The organism is Providencia sp. TYF-12 (genome assembly GCF_041344805.1).
GTDB lineage: Bacteria > Pseudomonadota > Gammaproteobacteria > Enterobacterales > Enterobacteriaceae > Providencia > Providencia huashanensis.
Genome location: NZ_CP166833.1, coordinates 2456380 through 2475069 on the forward strand (window position 1 = coordinate 2456380; position 18690 = coordinate 2475069).

General features: G+C 37.9%; 19 protein-coding genes. 3 read left to right on the forward strand and 16 right to left on the reverse strand.

Features of this window, described 5'->3' with window-relative positions:
* Window positions 1-78 precede the first annotated feature (78 nt).
* Entirely contained in the window at window positions 79-690 is a 612-nt protein-coding gene (locus ABE954_RS11115) for a GrpB family protein (protein ID WP_042843742.1), read from the forward strand.
* A gap of 13 nt (window positions 691-703) precedes the next feature.
* A complete protein-coding gene (locus tag ABE954_RS11120; RefSeq protein WP_129465932.1) occupies window positions 704-1315 on the forward strand; it encodes an FMN-dependent NADH-azoreductase in 612 nt (203 codons plus the stop codon).
* 196 nt (window positions 1316-1511) lie between these two features.
* Here the strand turns inward: ABE954_RS11120 and ABE954_RS11125 are convergent, their stop codons facing one another.
* The 5 genes from ABE954_RS11125 to ABE954_RS11145 all read right to left on the reverse strand — a co-directional run bounded on the left by ABE954_RS11125 (window position 1512) and on the right by ABE954_RS11145 (window position 6144).
* On the reverse strand, window positions 1512-1841 hold the full coding sequence (locus ABE954_RS11125; protein ID WP_240133418.1) for a hypothetical protein: 330 nt from the start codon (window positions 1839-1841) through the stop codon (window positions 1512-1514).
* Window positions 1842-1986: 145 nt separating this feature from the next.
* The gene (locus tag ABE954_RS11130; RefSeq protein WP_131680019.1) at window positions 1987-2760 is read right to left on the reverse strand and encodes a winged helix-turn-helix domain-containing protein; all 774 of its coding nucleotides are present in this window, start codon (window positions 2758-2760) and stop codon (window positions 1987-1989) included.
* Between the two features lie 496 nt (window positions 2761-3256).
* Complete coding sequence (locus ABE954_RS11135; RefSeq protein ID WP_371025448.1) at window positions 3257-3580, reverse strand: cupin domain-containing protein; 324 nt, start codon at window positions 3578-3580, stop codon at window positions 3257-3259.
* Between the two features lie 35 nt (window positions 3581-3615).
* The gene (locus tag ABE954_RS11140) at window positions 3616-4914 is read right to left on the reverse strand and encodes an MFS transporter (protein WP_131680018.1); all 1299 of its coding nucleotides are present in this window, start codon (window positions 4912-4914) and stop codon (window positions 3616-3618) included.
* 69 nt (window positions 4915-4983) lie between these two features.
* Complete coding sequence (locus ABE954_RS11145) at window positions 4984-6144, reverse strand: mandelate racemase/muconate lactonizing enzyme family protein (RefSeq protein WP_187550312.1); 1161 nt, start codon at window positions 6142-6144, stop codon at window positions 4984-4986.
* A gap of 240 nt (window positions 6145-6384) precedes the next feature.
* Here ABE954_RS11145 and ABE954_RS11150 point away from each other — a divergent pair, with 240 nt between their 5' ends.
* Window positions 6385-7113, forward strand: a complete 729-nt coding sequence (locus ABE954_RS11150) for a GntR family transcriptional regulator (protein WP_052219276.1) — start codon at window positions 6385-6387, stop codon at window positions 7111-7113.
* Window positions 7114-7279: 166 nt separating this feature from the next.
* On the opposite strand, the gene ABE954_RS11155 is transcribed toward ABE954_RS11150, so the two are convergent.
* The 11 genes from ABE954_RS11155 to ABE954_RS11205 are packed head-to-tail and all read right to left on the reverse strand — an operon-like array spanning window position 7280 to window position 18643.
* Entirely contained in the window at window positions 7280-8017 is a 738-nt protein-coding gene (locus ABE954_RS11155) for an SDR family oxidoreductase (RefSeq protein ID WP_198860635.1), read from the reverse strand.
* 1 nt (window position 8018) lies between these two features.
* Window positions 8019-8267 carry an acyl carrier protein gene (locus tag ABE954_RS11160; RefSeq protein ID WP_042843749.1) on the reverse strand — a complete coding sequence of 83 codons (249 nt, stop codon included), beginning with the start codon at window positions 8265-8267 and terminating at the stop codon, window positions 8019-8021.
* Window positions 8260-9102, reverse strand: coding sequence for a protein dehydratase (locus ABE954_RS11165; RefSeq protein WP_129465930.1), 843 nt, complete (start codon window positions 9100-9102; stop codon window positions 8260-8262). Before ABE954_RS11165 ends, ABE954_RS11160 begins: the two co-directional genes overlap by 8 nt.
* Window positions 9077-10315 carry a beta-ketoacyl synthase gene (locus tag ABE954_RS11170; protein WP_071548103.1) on the reverse strand — a complete coding sequence of 413 codons (1239 nt, stop codon included), beginning with the start codon at window positions 10313-10315 and terminating at the stop codon, window positions 9077-9079. The genes ABE954_RS11165 and ABE954_RS11170 overlap by 26 nt, the downstream gene beginning before the upstream one ends.
* Before the next feature lie 20 nt (window positions 10316-10335).
* The gene (locus ABE954_RS11175; protein WP_042843752.1) at window positions 10336-11709 is read right to left on the reverse strand and encodes a TolC family protein; all 1374 of its coding nucleotides are present in this window, start codon (window positions 11707-11709) and stop codon (window positions 10336-10338) included.
* Complete coding sequence (locus ABE954_RS11180; protein ID WP_129465928.1) at window positions 11706-13649, reverse strand: ATP-binding cassette domain-containing protein; 1944 nt, start codon at window positions 13647-13649, stop codon at window positions 11706-11708. The genes ABE954_RS11175 and ABE954_RS11180 overlap by 4 nt, the downstream gene beginning before the upstream one ends.
* Window positions 13649-14821: an efflux RND transporter periplasmic adaptor subunit gene (locus tag ABE954_RS11185; RefSeq protein ID WP_129465927.1), complete on the reverse strand. Its 1173-nt coding sequence runs from the start codon at window positions 14819-14821 to the stop codon at window positions 13649-13651. The genes ABE954_RS11180 and ABE954_RS11185 overlap by 1 nt, the downstream gene beginning before the upstream one ends.
* A complete protein-coding gene (locus tag ABE954_RS11190; protein ID WP_166696732.1) occupies window positions 14818-16998 on the reverse strand; it encodes a peptidase domain-containing ABC transporter in 2181 nt (726 codons plus the stop codon). The genes ABE954_RS11185 and ABE954_RS11190 overlap by 4 nt, the downstream gene beginning before the upstream one ends.
* Window positions 16999-17004: 6 nt before the next feature.
* Window positions 17005-17961 (reverse strand): ABC transporter, encoded by a 957-nt coding sequence (locus ABE954_RS11195; protein WP_042843755.1) that lies wholly within the window; start codon window positions 17959-17961, stop codon window positions 17005-17007.
* Between the two features lie 2 nt (window positions 17962-17963).
* Complete coding sequence (locus tag ABE954_RS11200) at window positions 17964-18107, reverse strand: hypothetical protein (RefSeq protein ID WP_226693198.1); 144 nt, start codon at window positions 18105-18107, stop codon at window positions 17964-17966.
* A 17-nt stretch (window positions 18108-18124) separates the two neighbouring features.
* On the reverse strand, window positions 18125-18643 hold the full coding sequence (locus ABE954_RS11205; RefSeq protein ID WP_371025449.1) for a thiol:disulfide interchange protein DsbA/DsbL: 519 nt from the start codon (window positions 18641-18643) through the stop codon (window positions 18125-18127).
* Window positions 18644-18690 lie beyond the last annotated feature (47 nt).

Sequence of the window (18690 nt, forward strand, 5' to 3'; positions counted from 1 at the left end):
TCGAATTATTCATTTTAATAAAAAAACCATAGACGATATTATTCTTATCGAAGATGAAATTACATTATAAGGTCATATATGGATAACTCAAAACGACAGTATTATAAAAAACACTTAGAACAAATTACTTCTTTTCAAACGAGTAATCCAAATGAAAACCCATGGGTACTAGGAAAACCCAAAACAGAAATAATTGATGTGGTTGATTATGACCCAAACTGGCAGGCGCAATTTAAACAGATTAAACAAAATATACAAAATAAGTTAGGTCATAAGGCGCTTGCTATCGAGCATGTGGGCTCTACCGCAGTTTCAGATCTATCAGCAAAGCCAGTAATTGACATTGATTTAATTGTCAAAAATCCGGAACAAGAACTTAATTATGCTCCTATATTAGAAGAGTTTGGTTTTTTACTAACTGTAAGAGAACCTTCGTGGTACCAACATCGCATGTTTCGCCTTGAACAACCAAGAGTTAATTTACATGTATTCGGGCCTGACTGCCCTGAGCACCTACGTCATATCTTATTTAGAGATTGGTTACGTACACATGCCGATGATAGAAGATTATACGAAGAGGCGAAAAAAATGGCCTCGGTTAAAGTAACCAATGTACAGGTATACAACCAAAACAAAGAAAACGTAATTAAAGAAATATACGACAAGATTATTAAAACAATAAGTGAATAAGCAGAACAATATAATGAAAAAAATTATACTCATTAAATCATCGGTTATGGGAATGCAATCCCATACTAAACGTATGCTTGATTCTTTTGAGCACTCATGGACTGAAAATCATAAGAATACCGCCATTATTCAACGAGATTTAATAGCATCTCCTCTACCAATTATGGATGAAGATATTTTTTCTGCGTACTATTCGGTACCAGAGCAGCAACAAAGTGAAAAACAAAAAGAAGCTCTAGCTATATCAGATAAGCTTATTGAAGAACTTAAAATTTCGGAACTAATCGTAATCGCAGCTCCGATGTATAATTTATCAATTCCTAGTCAACTAAAAAACTACTTTGACCTTATTATCAGAGCAGGTTTAACGTTTAATTATGTAAATAACGAACGCATTGGTTTACTTAAAAATAAGAAAGCTTTAATTTTAACAAGTCAAGGTGGATTAAAAAATGCTAATAAATCTGATTATTTTGTTGATTATCTAAGGGATATACTCAGTTTTGTTGGAATTGAGCACACCACTTTTATTGGTGTTGAAGGTATTGCTATGGACACAAGCCGTATTGAGTTAGAGCATATTAATGCTGAAACTCAAATGAAAAATTTCATTAACAATTACTAAATAGCTAGTCTTGAGTAAGAAGAACTGTGCTTAATGGTATAAAATGAGATATAAATAACACTAAAAAATCATAATTAACTTAATTAAATTAGAGTCTATTTTTCATAACGCATGAATAAACCTTACGTAAAAACTTTTATTTACCTTAAGTTTGTTAAAGAAAAATACTCTAATTTAAATTTAAGCCACTTTATATTTATATGTTTTTGCAAAAAAACTGAGGTATTGTTGGTGTATACATAATGTAACCATTCCCCCCATTTGGTTTTACATTTATATTAAACCAACCACCTTTTTCTCTTGTATAACTATACATATATTTATTAGCTAGGCTTTCAGGTAGATTATCTAAAGGTGAGATATTTATATCATAAACAGTTATTAAAAAAGAATTATTCTCAGTTACTTTATATGACACTTTCACATCTCTTTTTATATTGAAAACTTCTTTCCCTCTCTTTAATGCTGCTGAATAGAAAATAGTACCCTGCCCATTTTCTAAAGAAAAACCAATTCCTGAGTCCATCACATCGAAACCGTTATCGCTATAATAGTTATATCTAACCTGTGCATAGCAATTAAGCTCTGGGATATTATTATAATTTCCTCTGTAATAAAAAAAACTGAGGTTAAGAAAAAAACAAGTGTTAGCGTGGGTAGTAAAATTTTTTTCATTTCACTTCGTTTTCCAAATAATAATAAGAAGAGCTACAAATACTTTGAGGTAAATAAATATCATTATCACATTTAATCATAGATATTCTAGGCAAATTAGCATACACTGAAATGTATATTTTTTCATCATTAAAGCAACTGGTTAGATCAATCGTTGTTAATATTTTCCCTAGAAATTCGTGTGAGTAACGCTCATTCCCATAAATATTACATCCATTATATTTTTCGATATATTTGTAATTATAAAATGGACTTGTAGTTTTTATATGGTAAGAATAAAAAAACCAAGCCACCATCACAAATAGCGTCAAAAAAAATGGTAATACTATAAAATAATGGGGCTTTTTTCTCGACTTTGTATTTACTACAGTTGTTACCGGTGAAACTAATTGTGACCTAGGCTCTCTCTCATTATCATAAAGAGACGTTATTTCATATTGAATTGCTTTTGATATTTCAATCCCACGGCGAGGTATAGTCACAAGGACATCTGGCTCATAATCTACTTGTTTGAAAGCCTTTCTGATTATTGAGATATTTTGATAAAATGTATTAGAGTTAATCGGAATACCATGACTTTCCCAAACATCGTTAAACAACTGTTTTTGAGTCGTAATTTCAGGTGAATTCTTGATTATAATCGCTAAACATTCATTGGCTGGTACTGTCAATGTTGCTGTTTTATCTGTATTTAATAAATTCGTAAGTTGTGCAGTATCTTTATCATATAAAACAATCCCATCAAATATGACTTGGTGTATATTGTGCATGTTTACTCCTAACTTTACCCCTGCCAAGTGTAGGTTAAGGTGATTATCATTTCAATACAATAATGATACGCTATAAAAGCTTAATTGACCTCTATAGAAAAATAAAAATCAGTGTCAGCTTTAACGCGCCAAGAACCCACCTTTTTCTTCAAAAATTTAGAATAAAAAAGGCCGTGAACTTGGTATAGCCAGAGATAATGGTCAACTAGTTTTACCTTAGGTGAAGCCTTGAATGTGAAGCTAGGGTTGAAAAACAATGTTAAATTGAAATACCTCAAGATTAGCTTAAAAATTAGTAATGAAAATACTCAATTACCATACCTTATTCAAGCTTGGGGTGCTGATGAGTGTTCAAACAATCGGTTGGTAAAATTCACCTCAAACACCATATTCTTACTATAATACAAAAAATTTAATAATGTTTTTATAAAAAAACGGCCAGCATAATGCGGCCGCTTTATTTATCGGTGATATAATATAAAAGATATTTAGCTAATTAATTGATAAAACCTTCTCTCATAGGAACAAAGATATCTAATATTTCACCATCCAATAAACATTCACATTGGTGTTCTTCATTTGAAGGTACATATATAACATCACCACTGCTTACTACTTTAACTATTGCCCCTACGCGATAGTTAAATGAGCCAGATAAAATATAACTCATTTGTTCATGTTGATGTTGGTGTAACTCACCTAATGTTCCTGTAGCTAAGGATATTTTTGCTGTCATCATATTTTTACTACCTAAAAATATTTTCCTTAACGTACCCGGAGCAATATTTTTCGCCATGATGTCTTTATCAAAAATAAACATGTTTTATATATCCAAATAATAATTATAATTTAGAGTTAATTAGTTTGTTCGATTTCATGATCTGCTGGCACAATTGGCTTAATATCTCTTAACATAACCAAATAGACTAAAGCACCGATAGCGCAAGCAATCCCTGATACGATTAATGCCCAAATAAATGACCCTGTAGCAGCAATAATATAACCCGTTACGATAGGCCCTAATATTCCACCACAATTTGATACCGCACTTTGCATTCCACCGAGTACCGAAGTCATATTACGAGGTGCAACATCTCCTGGTAGTGACCAAATCGCGGATGCAGCAAATGCAAGGGCTGCATAAGATAAACATAATAATGCCATCATCAGTGTTGTAGACTCTACGAGACCGGAGAATGCAATACTGGTTGCAATTAACATTCCGCCGACAATAGGTATTTTACGTGCAAGACTGACGTTATTATATTTAATAAATAAATAATCTGTTGTCCACCCACCTAACCATTGCCCAGCGATACCACAAAGAGGTGGCAACATTGCGGCAAAGCCCATTTCTTCTAAACTCATTCCCCTTTCCATCATTAAATAAGCAGGGAACCATGTAATAAAGAAATAAATGGCATAGTCCAACATAAAAAACCCAATACACATTGCTTGTACATTGCGATAGCGGATTAAGTGGTACCATTTCATTGGCTGAATATTATCAATGCCTTCTTTTTTTACCTGACCTTCGCGAATATAAGCAAGTTCTTCAGGGCTAATCTTAGGATGTTGTTCTGGGTCGTGATAAACTTTAAGCCAAGCAAATACCCAAAGTACACCAAGCGCACCACAAATAATAAATGCAGCTTCCCAGCCCCATTTTGCAATGATCCAAACAACTAACGGCATGGCAAAAGCTGTTCCGAATTTTGAACCACTATCGAATAATGCTGTAATGCGGCCACGTTCTCTGTCTGGAAACCATTTTGCCGCAATACCGCTATTACATGGGTAAGCCCCTGCTTCCCCCATCCCCATTAAAATACGAGTAGAAATAAAACTCAGCGGTGTTTTTGCTAACGCAGTTGCAGCTGTAGCTAGAGACCACCACAAGACTGACCCTGCTAACGTTTTTCTTTGGCCATATTTATCTGCAATAAACCCCGCAGGTATTTGGCAAAGTGCATAGCTAAGAAAGAATGCAGACATAATCCAGCCCATCATTTCAGGCGAAATCTGTAACTCTTCTGAAATAGTTGGCGCAGCTGCCGACATTACTGTTCTATCTAGATAATTAATGACAATAGCAAGAGTCATTAATATCGCTATCGAAAATCTGACTTTAGTACCCTTATTCTTATATGTCATAATAACCAAACCTTTTTAAAAGAATGGAAAGCCAGGCAAATATTATGACTACCTGGCTTATAATATAAGTTATTTAAATAAACGTTCTGGATTTATTGTAAACTTAGCTAATTTAGCTACATCAAGCTCAATACCAAGCCCTGGTTTATTCGGAATAGTGAGATACCCCTCCTCGTCAACTTTAAATGGAGTTTTAACAATGCCATCGATATATTGGCTACCGCCAATAAACTCAACAAAATCAACTTGAGGGAAAGCGGCCGCCATTTGCAGGTCGGCAGCCAGCCCCATCGCTGTATTCCATCCATGCCCAACATATTTAACGCCAAATTCATCGGCTAACCATGCAATCCGGCGCTGCTCAGAAATACCGCCAACTTTTGTCACATCGGGTTGTACAATGTCAAAAGCGCCTTGGGATAACCAAGGTAAAAATGCTTGGCGACGAGTTAGCACTTCACCACCGGCTATTGGTACAGGGCTTTCTTTACGTAACACTTTAAAATCTTCGATATCATCAGGTCGCAAGGCTTCCTCAAACCAACCCACTTGATATTCAGCCAACATATGAGCTGTTTGAATAGCCCATTTCAACCCATTTGGCCAGTAAGCATCACTTGCTCCTGCATCAATAAATAGCTGGGAATCTTGCCCTGCCGCATCCCTTGCAGACTCTACTATTGCACGGTCTAATTGATGATCATTACGACGACCAAATGGACCCCAACCAATTTTAAATGCCTTAAATCCAAGTGCTTTATACTCAGAAATAACCTGATGCATGGTCTCTGGCTCTTCCATAAGCAAAGAGCAGTATGGTTGTACCTTGGTACGGTAGTTCCCGCCTAACAATGTGCTTACAGGTAACCCAGTTGCTTTCCCTAAAATATCCCATAGGGCAATATCAATCCCACTGATGGTGTGCGTTAATGTTCCCCCACGCCCCATCCAAAAAGTATTTTGTCTTAATTTTTCAGAGACACGCTCTGGTTGCAGTGCGCTTTCACCAATACATAATGATGCCAAAATGGGAATGGCTGCCTCTACAAGTCGTCCATCGGTAAACACGCTGCCGTACCCTGTAATACCTGCGTCCGTATGTATTGCCACAATGGCATGAATAGGATCTTCAGGTTTTATTTCATTCGACCACCCCCCTTTAGGGCTCTCGCCAAATAATGGCACAGCAACAATTTCGGTAATTTTTATATCTTCCAACAGATTTAACATGGTTTTTCCTTCTTTAAGCAGAACTGATTTTCAATGCATTAAACATGATTGTATAATTGTATACAATATTCAATAGAGTGAATTGTGATCTAAGTCTGGTTTGTAAACCCACCAGCACATAGGTAATTTTTTGTTTTTTAGTGGTCTATTATTTGATGATGTGGTAATTTTGTTGGGTAGGATTTAACATAAAGAAGATAATTAATCTTTTGATTAATAAAAATTTTATAGGCTTTCACTATGATTGACGAAAACAAAAATCGCCCTTTTGATACGCCTTCAAAAGACGATTATTGGCAACCGATTAAAGCAAGAACACTAACCGATGATGTTGTAGATAAAATTGTTGAGGCAGCAACTCGAGGTTATATTCTCCCCGGCGATCGAATTGTCGAAAAAGAAATCGCAGAAAAAATGAATGTTAGCCGGGTCCCTGTAAGGGAAGCTCTACGCATTCTCGAAAGCCAATGCATCGTTATCAATGAACCATTTAAAGGCATTCGCATGGCTCCAGTTTCTGAGGAACGCCTTGATGAACTTATTGAAGTTCGTGTTTTACTCGAATTACACGTCATAAGAAAATTCATTACTGGGAAAAAGCATCTCGATAATCAATGCATTGAAAAACTAAAAGAGTGCATTGATAAAATGACAATGGCGGCAAAATTAGAAGATAGTTATTTATTTTCCCTTAGTGATGTCAATTTTCACCGTACTCTTTGTGAATTGAGTGGCAATAAAACACTCACCTCGTTATGGGAAAACGTATCAAAACAATTAACGATTATCATTGGAATATCAACTTTTACTAAACCAATGGAAGAAATCATCCAGGAACATAAAGTCTTACTTGATAAAATATGTGCGGGTGATTTGCCTGTTTTAGAAAAAGAAATCAAAGAACATATTCGTAACCAAAACAAAAAGATTAACTTTAATTTAGCCGTTGATAAAAAAAGAGATAAATAATTTTAATAAAAATATATTAGAATATTTTTTCAATCCAAATATAGGGTTATAAATTACCATCTTTTTAAACAATGTAGGCAATAAGTTAACTTGCCTACATTGAATGCTGCCATATATACGATCCCAAAAGCGGTAAATTAATTATAAGTGAAATAAATTTCAAATTTTAAGCCGTAAAACCACCGTCCAATACAAGGGTTTGCCCTGTAAGGTATTGGCTATTATCACTGATTAAAAACTCAACCGCTTTAGCCACTTCGTCTGGTTGACCAAGGCGACGTAATGGAATATTTTTTAGGATTGCTTTCAGTTTTGCATCAGGGATCGCGTTAGTCATATCACTTTCAATCAAACCTGGTGCTACACAATTTACCCGGACTCCAAACCGGCCTACCTCATGTGCTAAAGAACGCGCAATACCAAACATTGCAGCCTTACTAGCCGCATAAGCCGTTTGCCCGATATTACCTTTTAGCCCAGTCACAGAAGACATCAACACAATAGAGCCATGCCCATCAAGTAACATGGCAGGAACAAGGTGCCGGTTCCAGTTAATGATTGAAATAAGGTTATTATCCATAACATCTTGCCAAATAGCGGCATCTTGATGAATATGAAGAGCATCCCTAGTAATACCAGCATTATGAATGATGGCGCTTGGAGGGCCTAGTGACTCAAGTAACATTAGCGCAAGTTCTTGAACTTGTTGTTCATTTTTCCCATCGCAGGCGTAACCTTTAACCCATAAATCTGAAGGGTTATTCTCTACGATGTTCAACGTCTCAGCCAAGCCTTCTTCACTTCGGCCTGTAAATACAATATTCCAATTTTTATGTAACTCTATTACGAGTGATTGGCCTATCCCACGGCTACCACCTGTAATTAAAATCCATTTAGTAGACATATTATGAGCTAGACTCCTTGCTAATATACTCAATTAATTCCTTGATGGTCATCGTTGAATTTTCGATGAAAAAATCGGCAGTGAGTGCAACGTTATATTCACGTTTAACTAAAACCATCAACTCAACATAATCTAAACTATCAAATTTAATTTGATCGAGTGTTTGGTTAGCGTCAATGTCTTCATCTAAATCTTTTGCATCACAGATCATTTCATTAATTTTAAGATAAATTGTTTGATAATCACTCATTAGTCATCCCTTCATTTAAGTTATTGGTTGAACTTATTTTCAATGTAATCGCACTCGTTATAAATTTACGTTGGTATTCAGCCACCAGCGATAGACAAACCAACAGACCAGAATCAATAGTCCCTGTTACAATCGCTGGCTGAATATCAATATTAAGAGCCACAGTCTTGTCTTCCAGCATTTGTGGTTGTAAAAGCGTAGGATCAAACCGCAGCTCTTGGTGTGTTTGCACAACGAAGTAATCAGAAAAAAGGGTTTTAAATGTGGTGTCTTTAGGTAACCAAACCGCAATATTCTCCTGTTGAAAAAGTGTTTGGTCCTCAATAAGGTATTGAAAAAGTACCGCATCTAAAAACATCCACAATGGCAGCTGTTGAAAATAGGTATCAAACAACTCCTGCTTTTTTACCAGTTCAATTGCATTGATTTTCTTTGCATTTTTAATTGAATAAACCTCAGTTTTTTCTGTGATTGATAAATTACAGGTTATGCATTTTTGGTCATCTGCCGTTAAAATCGCTGAAGTCCCCACTTTACTCCCTGCAACTAACGAGTATTCAATATTGTTCCATAATGGTTGGCGAATTCGGACCACACACTTAACATCACTATTCGCATCAATCTCACTGACAGAAACTTGTTGGCTTGAAAAATGCTTTATATCTAATAATGCACGCATGCCATGTACACTAAGACGCTCCCCTCCGTTAGCTTGAACCCAAGGTAAATCAAAGTGGACCGGGTTATAATCCCCTGAAAATTCTGCCCAACTGTGGGCGTCTTGTAGGCTATAACACAAGGCTTTCATTTTATTTTTCCAAAACAAGTGCGGCATTTGCGCCACCAAATCCAAAACTTAGATTCAACGTTGTTGATACTGCCCCTTCACGATGTTCATTCGGGATATAATCAAGGTCACAATGAGGATCTGGGTTATTTAAATTAATTGTTGCCGGCATCACCCCTGTTTGCATGCTTTTCAAGCAAACAATGGCTTCAAAACTGCCTGCCGCAGCAATCAAATGCCCTGAATAGGATTTGGTACTTGAAATAGGGATTTTATATGCTGCAGATCCTAGAGCCCTCTTCAATGATTCAGTTTCATTTAAATCATTAAGCTGAGTTGATGTACCATGGGCATTAATATAATCGAGCTGTTCTGGGGTAATATTGGCTTGTTTTAACGCTGTTTGAATCGTTTGAGTACGCGCAACACAGTCATCCGCGGGTGACGTAAAATCAAAAGCATCAGAAAAATTCGCATAGCCCGTAATTTCGCCGAGAATGGTTGCACCCCGAGCCAAAGCACTTTCCCGCTCTTCAAGGCATAGTACTGCCGCGCCTTCTGAAAGCACAAACCCACTACGGTCTGCACTAAATGGGCAACTAGCTCGTTCGATATTTTCTGATTCATGGGATAGTGCGCCTAAAATATCAATATTCCACACAGCACAATTACTGCGTAGTGACTCTCCTGCGCCTGCTAGCATCATAGAAGCCTTACCACTTCGAATAACTTCAAATGCATCACCAATGGCAATCGTTCCTGTAGCACAAGCGGCAATAGAGGTATTTTGATAGCCTCGTAAATTCCAATATTGGCTACAAGCTGCCGTCGTTACATTAGGCATTGAAAAAAAACAGTTAAATGGGGATGTCATGCCTGTCTTATTAAACTCATCAATGGACAGGTAACTTTCATCTAACCCAGCCCATCCCGTCCCCATAATGACACCGCAGGATAACGGGTCATAGTGCTCACTAGGTTCACTCTGACCAAAAGCCATTTGCATGGCTTCGCGTGCTGCTGCCATTGTTAAACGCGCATAGCGAGGCAGGCGCCGACGAATAGCAGCGGGTATACCTTTCATACTAGGCTCTTTATCAATTAAGCCTAAGAAATGACTAGAAATATTACTTTCTGTTTTATCAACATACTGATAGCCTATTTTCTTATCCATTATGGCTTGCCAACATTCAGTTACCGTCTCACCTAATGGTGTAACAGCGCCATATCCCGTAACGACAACACGCTTAAATTGTGACATTGGCTTGATATCCTCTCATATTAATTCTCACCACCCTGGGCTAACCAAAGCTGTAACGTGGCATATAAATAATCGTATTGGTTTTGTGCTAATGAATTTTCGATGGACAACAAATCATCTTGAGCCGTTAACAAAGTTTGGTAATTAACAGCGCCTGCTTGATAGCGGTTTGTGGTCAGTGCTAAGCGCTGCTGGCCGAGTGATAATGCCTCGAAAAGCTGTGATTTTTGAGTCTCAGCCATTGTTCGAGCATTAATGGCATTATTAACCTCCATAATGGCGTTATAGGCGCTATTACGAAATTCGATTGCCGTTTGCTGCACTTGCAAATCTGATTGCTCGATTGTCAACCGCACGGTATTCCATTGAATAAAAGGTAATGAAACGGCACTACCAACTACCCGAGTTGGGTCGCTGAACCATTGACTAAACAATTGGCTCCCTGCATTCAGTGCAGCTTGCAGTGATAAGGTTGGATAAAAACTGAGCCTAGCCACATCTGAGTTGGCGAGCATAGAACGTAACCTTGATTCGATGGCACGCACATCCGGTCGGGTCGAGATCACACTTAACGGTGCTGAATACTCAACAAGCACATTTTGACGAAGATTAATCGGTTTAATATCAATAGATTCAGGCAATACCGTACTGTTAAGCAATAAGGTCAATGAATTCTTTGTATTCTGTTGTTGATTTATAAGTTGCTCTAACTCATTTTGCCGGTTAATTACAGTTTGTTTCGCATGCAATACATCCAACTGTCCGACTTTCCCAGCGTGGTACCAAGATTCTGTTTGTGCTAATATTTTTTCAGCAATCACCTTTCCCGCTATTTGGTTATCAATTTGCCGGTTGAGTAAGGCGATACGCCAATAAAGTTGAGAGGTGGTATTGATTAGCGTTAGTCTTGTCGCTTGGTAATCATATTCACTAGCAACGGCTTCCCATTCATCCTTTTCACGTATACGTGCAAGCTTTCCCCACAAATCTAATTCATAATTCAATGAAAGCCCTGAGCTATAATTTTCTTGTGGGCGGCTACCATGCTTAATAGATTTAGTATTTGAAGCACTGCCTGTAAATGAAAAATCAGGGGTAAGATTGGTATTTGTTAACCCTGCACTGGCACGCGCCAATTTCAATTTAATGCCTGCTAATGCCAAATCATTATTACTTTCCAATACTAACGTAATAAGTTTCATTAATGCTGGGTCATGAAAATTAAGTAATTGAGTCTGGCTATTAAGAGGCTTTTGCGAGCTAATTATCCGTACATTTTGTTGCCACTGGTCTGGCAGGTCCAATTGAGGACGCTGATATTCAGTCCGCATTAAGCTACCGCATCCTGTCAGTAGAAATATTACGCCATAGCCAATAGCCTTGATTATTTTCATTCTCTGGCCAATGCCTCAGTTGGGTTAAGCTTCGCGGCTCTGTATGCGGGAAAATATCCAAACATAAAACCGATTAAAACGGAAAAACCGCAAGCAAATAAGATTGGCGTGAGCGTAAAAACCATCCGAAATTCAACTGCTAAATAAGAAAAAACCGCACCACTCGCTAATGCTCCAGCAATACCAATTACTCCCCCTAACAAACAAATCATGACAGCTTCAATTAAGAATTGAGTCATAATGTCGGAAGGTCTCGCACCAACGGATAAACGGATGCCAATTTCATGTGTACGCTCGGTAACTGAAACCAGCATAATGTTCATCACACCGACGCCTCCAACTAAAAGAGATATCGCCGCAATCGAGGTGATCAACAATGACATTGAATCTGATGTTTTTTGCAAGGTCATCGCAATTTGGTCGTCCGACTCAATGAAAAAATCTTTTGTGCCGTGGGTTTTCATTAAATGGGATTCAACTAGAGAGGTCGCTTGTTTAAGATCTAGCGTATCCACAAAATTAACCGAAATGGCTTCGAAGGGCTTATCACCGGTTATTCGTTGTGAAACGGCGGTATAAGGTGCCCAGCCAATCATAAAATTATTGGTCATTTTTGGGCCTGCTTTTTTCGCTATACCGATGATACGCCAAGGTGTCCCATTAATTTGAACCAATTGGTTTAATGGTTCCTCATTTGGACCGAACAAAATATGACGGCTATTATCATCTAAAATAAAAACAGGTTCTTTATTGACGATGTCTAACTGATGGAAGCTATCCCCTTGTATAATGGTGATCCCTTGTCCGGTTATATAGGAATCGGATACTCCATTTAACATAATAGATGAATCTAGCCCTTTATAAATAATAGTAGGGACACTTGTAATAACGGGTGAGACCGTAGTAACCCATGGAAGTGTCGCAAGACTGTTGACATCATCTAAAGAAAGCGCCCTTTCTAAATCAGGGCGTTTACTCCCCCAGCCTAAGCCAGGGCGGATCTCTAACGTCGTTTTACCCAACTTACCAATTTCTTCTATAATGGTACGTTTAGCGCCTTCGCCAACAGCAACAGAAGAAACGACCGAGGATATGCCGATAATAATGCCTAACATAGACAAAAATGCCCGCATCCTATGCCCTAATAAGGCACGAAAAGCCATGCGTACTGACTCTAAACCTCTACGCCATAATGAAGCGCGCCCATTGCTGTTAACAACCGGTAAACACGGGGAAATTGCCTCATCTTTCAGCACATTATTCGCATTGTCGGAAATAATTTCCCCATCGCTAATTTCGATGATCCGCTGAGTCTGTTGGGCTATATTTCGGTCGTGTGTGACAATAATAACGGTATGTCCCGCTTGATGAAGCTGATGAAGTACACTCATCAACGCTTTACCACTAGTACTATCTAAAGCCCCTGTGGGTTCATCCGCCAAAATGACTTTTGCGCCATTGACCAGTGCTCGACAAACACTTACGCGTTGTTGTTGCCCCCCCGACAATTGAAACGGTTTATGCGCTAACCGCGTTTCTATTCCCAGTTGCTGGGCTAATAACTGTATGCGTGATTGGCGTTCTTGTTCTGGCATTGCAGTATATAATGCAGGAATAGCAATATTCTCTTCAGCCGTTAAATACGGCATCAAATGATAGCGCTGAAATATAAAGCCTAAATATTGACTACGCAGTTCAGCGAGCTTTTCGCTATCCGCCGAGTGCACTGCAATACCATTAATATAAATTTCCCCGCGTGTTGGTTTATCCAAACAGCCGAGAATATTCATTAGTGTGGACTTTCCGGAACCTGACGCACCAACAATCGCTAACATTTCGCCTTGGTTAATAGAAAACGATATATCCTTCAGTACCTGAATTCTCTGAGTGCCGGCAAGAAACTCACGATAAATATTTTTTACAGTGATCATAGGAGCCATTAGCTTACTCCTATATTATTTGAAACAATAACCTGCTCACCCTCTTCAAGACCCTGAATAATTTGAACAAAATGGCGATCGGTGATCCCAACAACAACCGTTTTAGTCTCGGGTTGATTACCATTAAGTACCGTGATTTCATATTCATTGGCGGCAATTGAACGACCTAAAGCATTAACCGGTATACGCACAACCCCTTTAACCTGAGCAACACGAATAAATACTTGTGCTGTCATAGACGTTTTTAATTCGCGATTTTTATTATCAACTTCAAAGGTCCCTGAGTAATATACGGCATTATTCTGTTGGTTATTTGCGCTCGCCATATTCCGTTCTTCTAAAGCTTCTTGAGGCACTGGTTGAACATACCCCATCGTTCCCTCATAACGTTTATCTGGGTCTGCAAGCACATAAAAATATAACGGTTGGCCTGAATGTACGGATTGAATATCCGCTTCTGAAATACGCGTTTGAATTTGCATTTTATCCAGGTTAGCTAATACCAAAATCGTTGGAGCCGTTTGGGAAGATACTATCGTTTGCCCTTCATTTGCGACAATCCCTAATACTTCCCCAGCAATTGGCGCTAAAATTTGTGTGTAACTTAAATTTGCATTTGCTGTTTCAACTTCCATTTCTGATTGAACAATTAATGCTTCATTCATTTTGACTTGATACTGCTGCGCTTCATATTGTGCTTGTGCTTGTTCATAATCACTGTCGATGCCAGAACCGTCTTTACGTAATTTTTTTTGTCGTTCAAAGGCTTTTCGATATTGAACTAATATAGCTTCTGAAGACGCTTTTTGGGCTCTAACACTCGATAACTTGGCTATTGCATTACGTAAATCAGATTTTTGAATGGCGGGGTCAATCTCAGCAAGTATTTGTCCTTTGAAGACTTTATCTCCCTGTTTAGCATACAAATACTTTATCTGCCCATTAACCTGAGCACCTACATTCACCTGTACAGAAGGCTTTAACGTCCCGGTTACCATAATGATTTTTTCGATATCACCACGGTCGGCTGTTATCACCGTCATTTCTTGAGCAATATTCGACTCAGTGCGTGTTGTAGCGAAATACACGATAGCAAATAGTGCAGCGGTAATACCGAGCACGATCAGTAGGTTGGAACCCCGTAATTTAAATCGCTGAGCCCACTGTTTCATGGCACTGACTCAGCGAATAAAAGTGGATTGTTCAACTGAGCTTCCTGCTGACCACGGTTGTTATCAATAGTCTTTGTTAGCTCACCATCAATGATTTGATAAACCACATCAAACCTTGAAGTTATCTTATCACTATGTGTCACGACAACTAACGTCTTGCCCATTTCATGGCAATGCTTTTGAATAGCTTGAATAACTTTAGCGGCGGTTTCTTCATCTAGATTAGCGGTTGGCTCATCAAGTAATAATATCGGCCTAGTGCTATACATAGAGCGAGCTAATAATAAACGCTGCCGTTGGCCTAAAGATAAAGCGCTATGGCTTTCGCGAATAAGGGCATTTATTCCCCCAGGGAGGTTATTAACCACTGAATCTAATACTAGGCTTTTTAACAGTTTATTAATGATTTTTTGTTCTTTTTCCTGAATATTCGGTGCAAACAGTGTGATGTTTTCCCAAACTGAGGTATTAAATAAAATGTCTTCTTGGCTTTGTAAACACACTAACTGCGCCAATTGTTGATACACAATCGTATCCCCATCAGAATGACAAAGGCCATGTTGATATGGAATTAACCCTGCAATCACACGCAATAGTGTGCTTTTCCCGGCGCCAGACTCCCCGACGATAGCTATTTGAGCGCCTGTAGGTAAATCCAAAGAAACATTTTTTAAAATTTGCTTGGCCGGATCATAACTAAAATCAATATGTTCAAATGTTAAATGCGGAGCGCCACCAAGGTGCGACTTAGCGTGGAAATCCGCTACCGCAGGTTCAATTCGCTCTGGAAATAAGCTATTCGCACGTGTATCAATAATATGTAATTGAGATTTATGAATAATCGAATAAAAAATTCGGGTAATATAGGAAGTAAAAATTTGGCGAATAAAGCTATAAGCAAAAAAATCACCAAGGGATATCATTTTACTGGCGACCATTGGGAGTATGACTAACATAAATACCACCATTTCTAGGCTACCGGTCAATTGGTAAAGAGTCCCTTTAACTTGCTCATAAACATTTCTTTTTTGAATACAAGTGAATAAATCCCGACTTAACCATGCAAATTGTATTTTACGTTGCTCTTCCAATCCCCCTGCTTTAATAGTCAGTATCCCTTGAAGGGTTTCCATGAAAAAATCATTCAATGAAGCTGTTTTTAATTGCAATTGTTGGGTATACCAGCGGTCACGAATAATAGCCCAAACACTGATTAACCCCATCACAGTTACACCAACAGATGAAATTGCAGCTAACACAGGCGCTATCCAAAACATAATTGCCAGCGCAATAATGCCAATAACCCAATCTGTACGTAATTGGTTATCAAGCTCTATTTTCTGTGCCATTGCCGATTGCCAAGCCATAAAACGACTAAAAACATCGCCTGGTGCACGCTTTTCAAAAAAGCGTAATGAATTACTCAGTAATTTAGAGAAACCCACTCCACTATTGACTAATACAAAGTGCTTAATAAACCGTTCAGTTACCGCTCTAACACCAAGAGCCAGTAAAGAGGCAAGTACAAAAGCAACAATAAATAACCCATAGGGGAAATCCGCATTTTCAATATCAGAAAATGCTTTATTAACAGCATTACTTACCATTATTGGCATAATAAATAATGTTAAACCAACTAAAAAAGTCAGTAGCATTAACCAATAAATTCCCGAAATAGCACTGGTTTCTTTTAAACTCATTATCCCCAAAGGGCGTTTTTGAATTGTTTGTTGCTCTTTGCCGCCTACCGTATTTGCCTCATCTGATTGGCTTTGGTTATTCGGGTCTAAAATAAGTGCATAACCACTAATTTCTAGCTTTAACGCTGAATACGGTAACCATTGCTGACCAATCGCTGGATTGATCACACAGACATTATTCCCTTTCCGATAAGCTAAAATAACAAAATGGTTAGCGCCATAATGCAAAATTGCGGGAAGCGGAATACTTTTTAGCTCATCATGTTCAAAAAGAACGGGAGCAGTTGCAATACCGAAGTCTTTAAGTATTGTCGAAAGTTCTAACAAAGAAGTGCCATGATCTGTCGCAGGATAGCGTTCACGCAGAGTATCAAGTGAAACAGTAACACCTTGCGTATGGGCTAACATAGAAATACATGCTAAACCACATTCATTCGTTTCTTCTTGATAAACAGTATTAGGGATAATCTTGTTCATAAGAGGTCAATGATTAATAAAATAAAGTGAATGGCTATGCCACAAAAGCCAATCATTAGGGTAATCTCGAATCGTTTTTTCAATAATGATTGGCAATTGCTTAGCAATATCTGTTGCGTGCACAGGAGGATAAATATTGATTTGTATTCCATTTTTGCAATATAAGTTATAGAAAACGACTTGCGCTGAAATCACTTTGGATAACCGAACAACACCACTATGTAATTTCGCTGGACGATTAAATAAACGGCAAGCTAATTTATTATTTATCCCTTCCCCCGTATGAATCGTATAATCTGGGGTAATATCAGGGAAAATAATCATATTTTTCTGTCCTGATGCCGTTTCAGTCATTAAAGTCATTAAATTTTTTGCTAATGACTTATCCTCTTGATGTATTGAGCAATAAGATAAATTAATTCCCCCAAGAATACGGGCGGTATCATCAAATTTAGTTTGCTCAGCACTTGAAGACACAATAACCGTCGCATTTTTAGGTGATGTTCCTGCCCCTACGATAGTAGCTAATACATCAGAAACCATATGCAATGGCGCTAGAATAACGGGGACTTGTTGTTCATGCAGAGGCTCAACAATTTGATTAAGTTTGTGTGTACACGCTTCTATTTGTGACATGATTTGTCTGTTTTGCCCCCAAGTTGCGCCCTCTTCTAAAATATACCGACGTACCGCGATCCATGCGGTATCAATACGCCCTGGTTTATCCATTAAACACTGGTAATTTTGAGTAGCGACCTTAGTTCTATTACGATAATTCCTACCGATAACCCCAAGGCGGCATAATGTATAACTAACTATTAATAATAGTGGTGTAGATATATAACGCAGTAACCACCTAAATAGAGTCACCGCACAGGTATTTAATTTCACAATACCTACAAGTGCTGCGTCAACGACACTTCTAATACCAAAAATTAGCCATACAATAATAAAGCGGCCCACAATTACTCCTGCTTACTCTTTTCTAAAAGTTCTGCCATATACTTAGTAAATTCAGGAAAATCACGGTCTTGATAAACAACATAGCGCTTATTGATAATGAAAGCGGGTGTTGCCGTAATATTGTAGAATTCAGCAATGCTCTCCATATAATCAAGTTTTTCAGCTACAGCTGGGTATTGCTAATTTCAAGGTACTTTTCAGTATCAACATTATGCTTTTTCAACCATGCCAATAGTTCGACTTGATTTTTAAAATCAACATTATCATTTAAAACAGAATTAAAAATGGCTGAGCGTAAACTAGGCTCAATATTCATTTCTTCTAAAGTCGCAAAAATAGGTGCATAGGCCGCTAGTGGAGTATACTTACTTGCTAAGTGTATTGCTTTGAAATTATCATCATCAGGCAGTTCTTCTGCAAACTTCATGATGGCATCATTATTTATACCGCAGTAATAACATCCATATGACATAACCTCAATAATACTGTTATTTTCTTTTATTGGGCTCGACAATACTTTTTCGGCAGAAATTTCAAAAAATGTTTGCTGACTTTGACTATTATCTTTAAAGGTCTCAAAAATAAAAACATGATAAAACATGACTGTTGTAAGCACAGAAATCATAATGACAAACAAGGTATATATGATAATCGTTAATTTAGATATTTTTCTATTATTCATTACAGTTTTACCATTGGATTGAAAGCAAAGCATGCAAAGAATCCCTC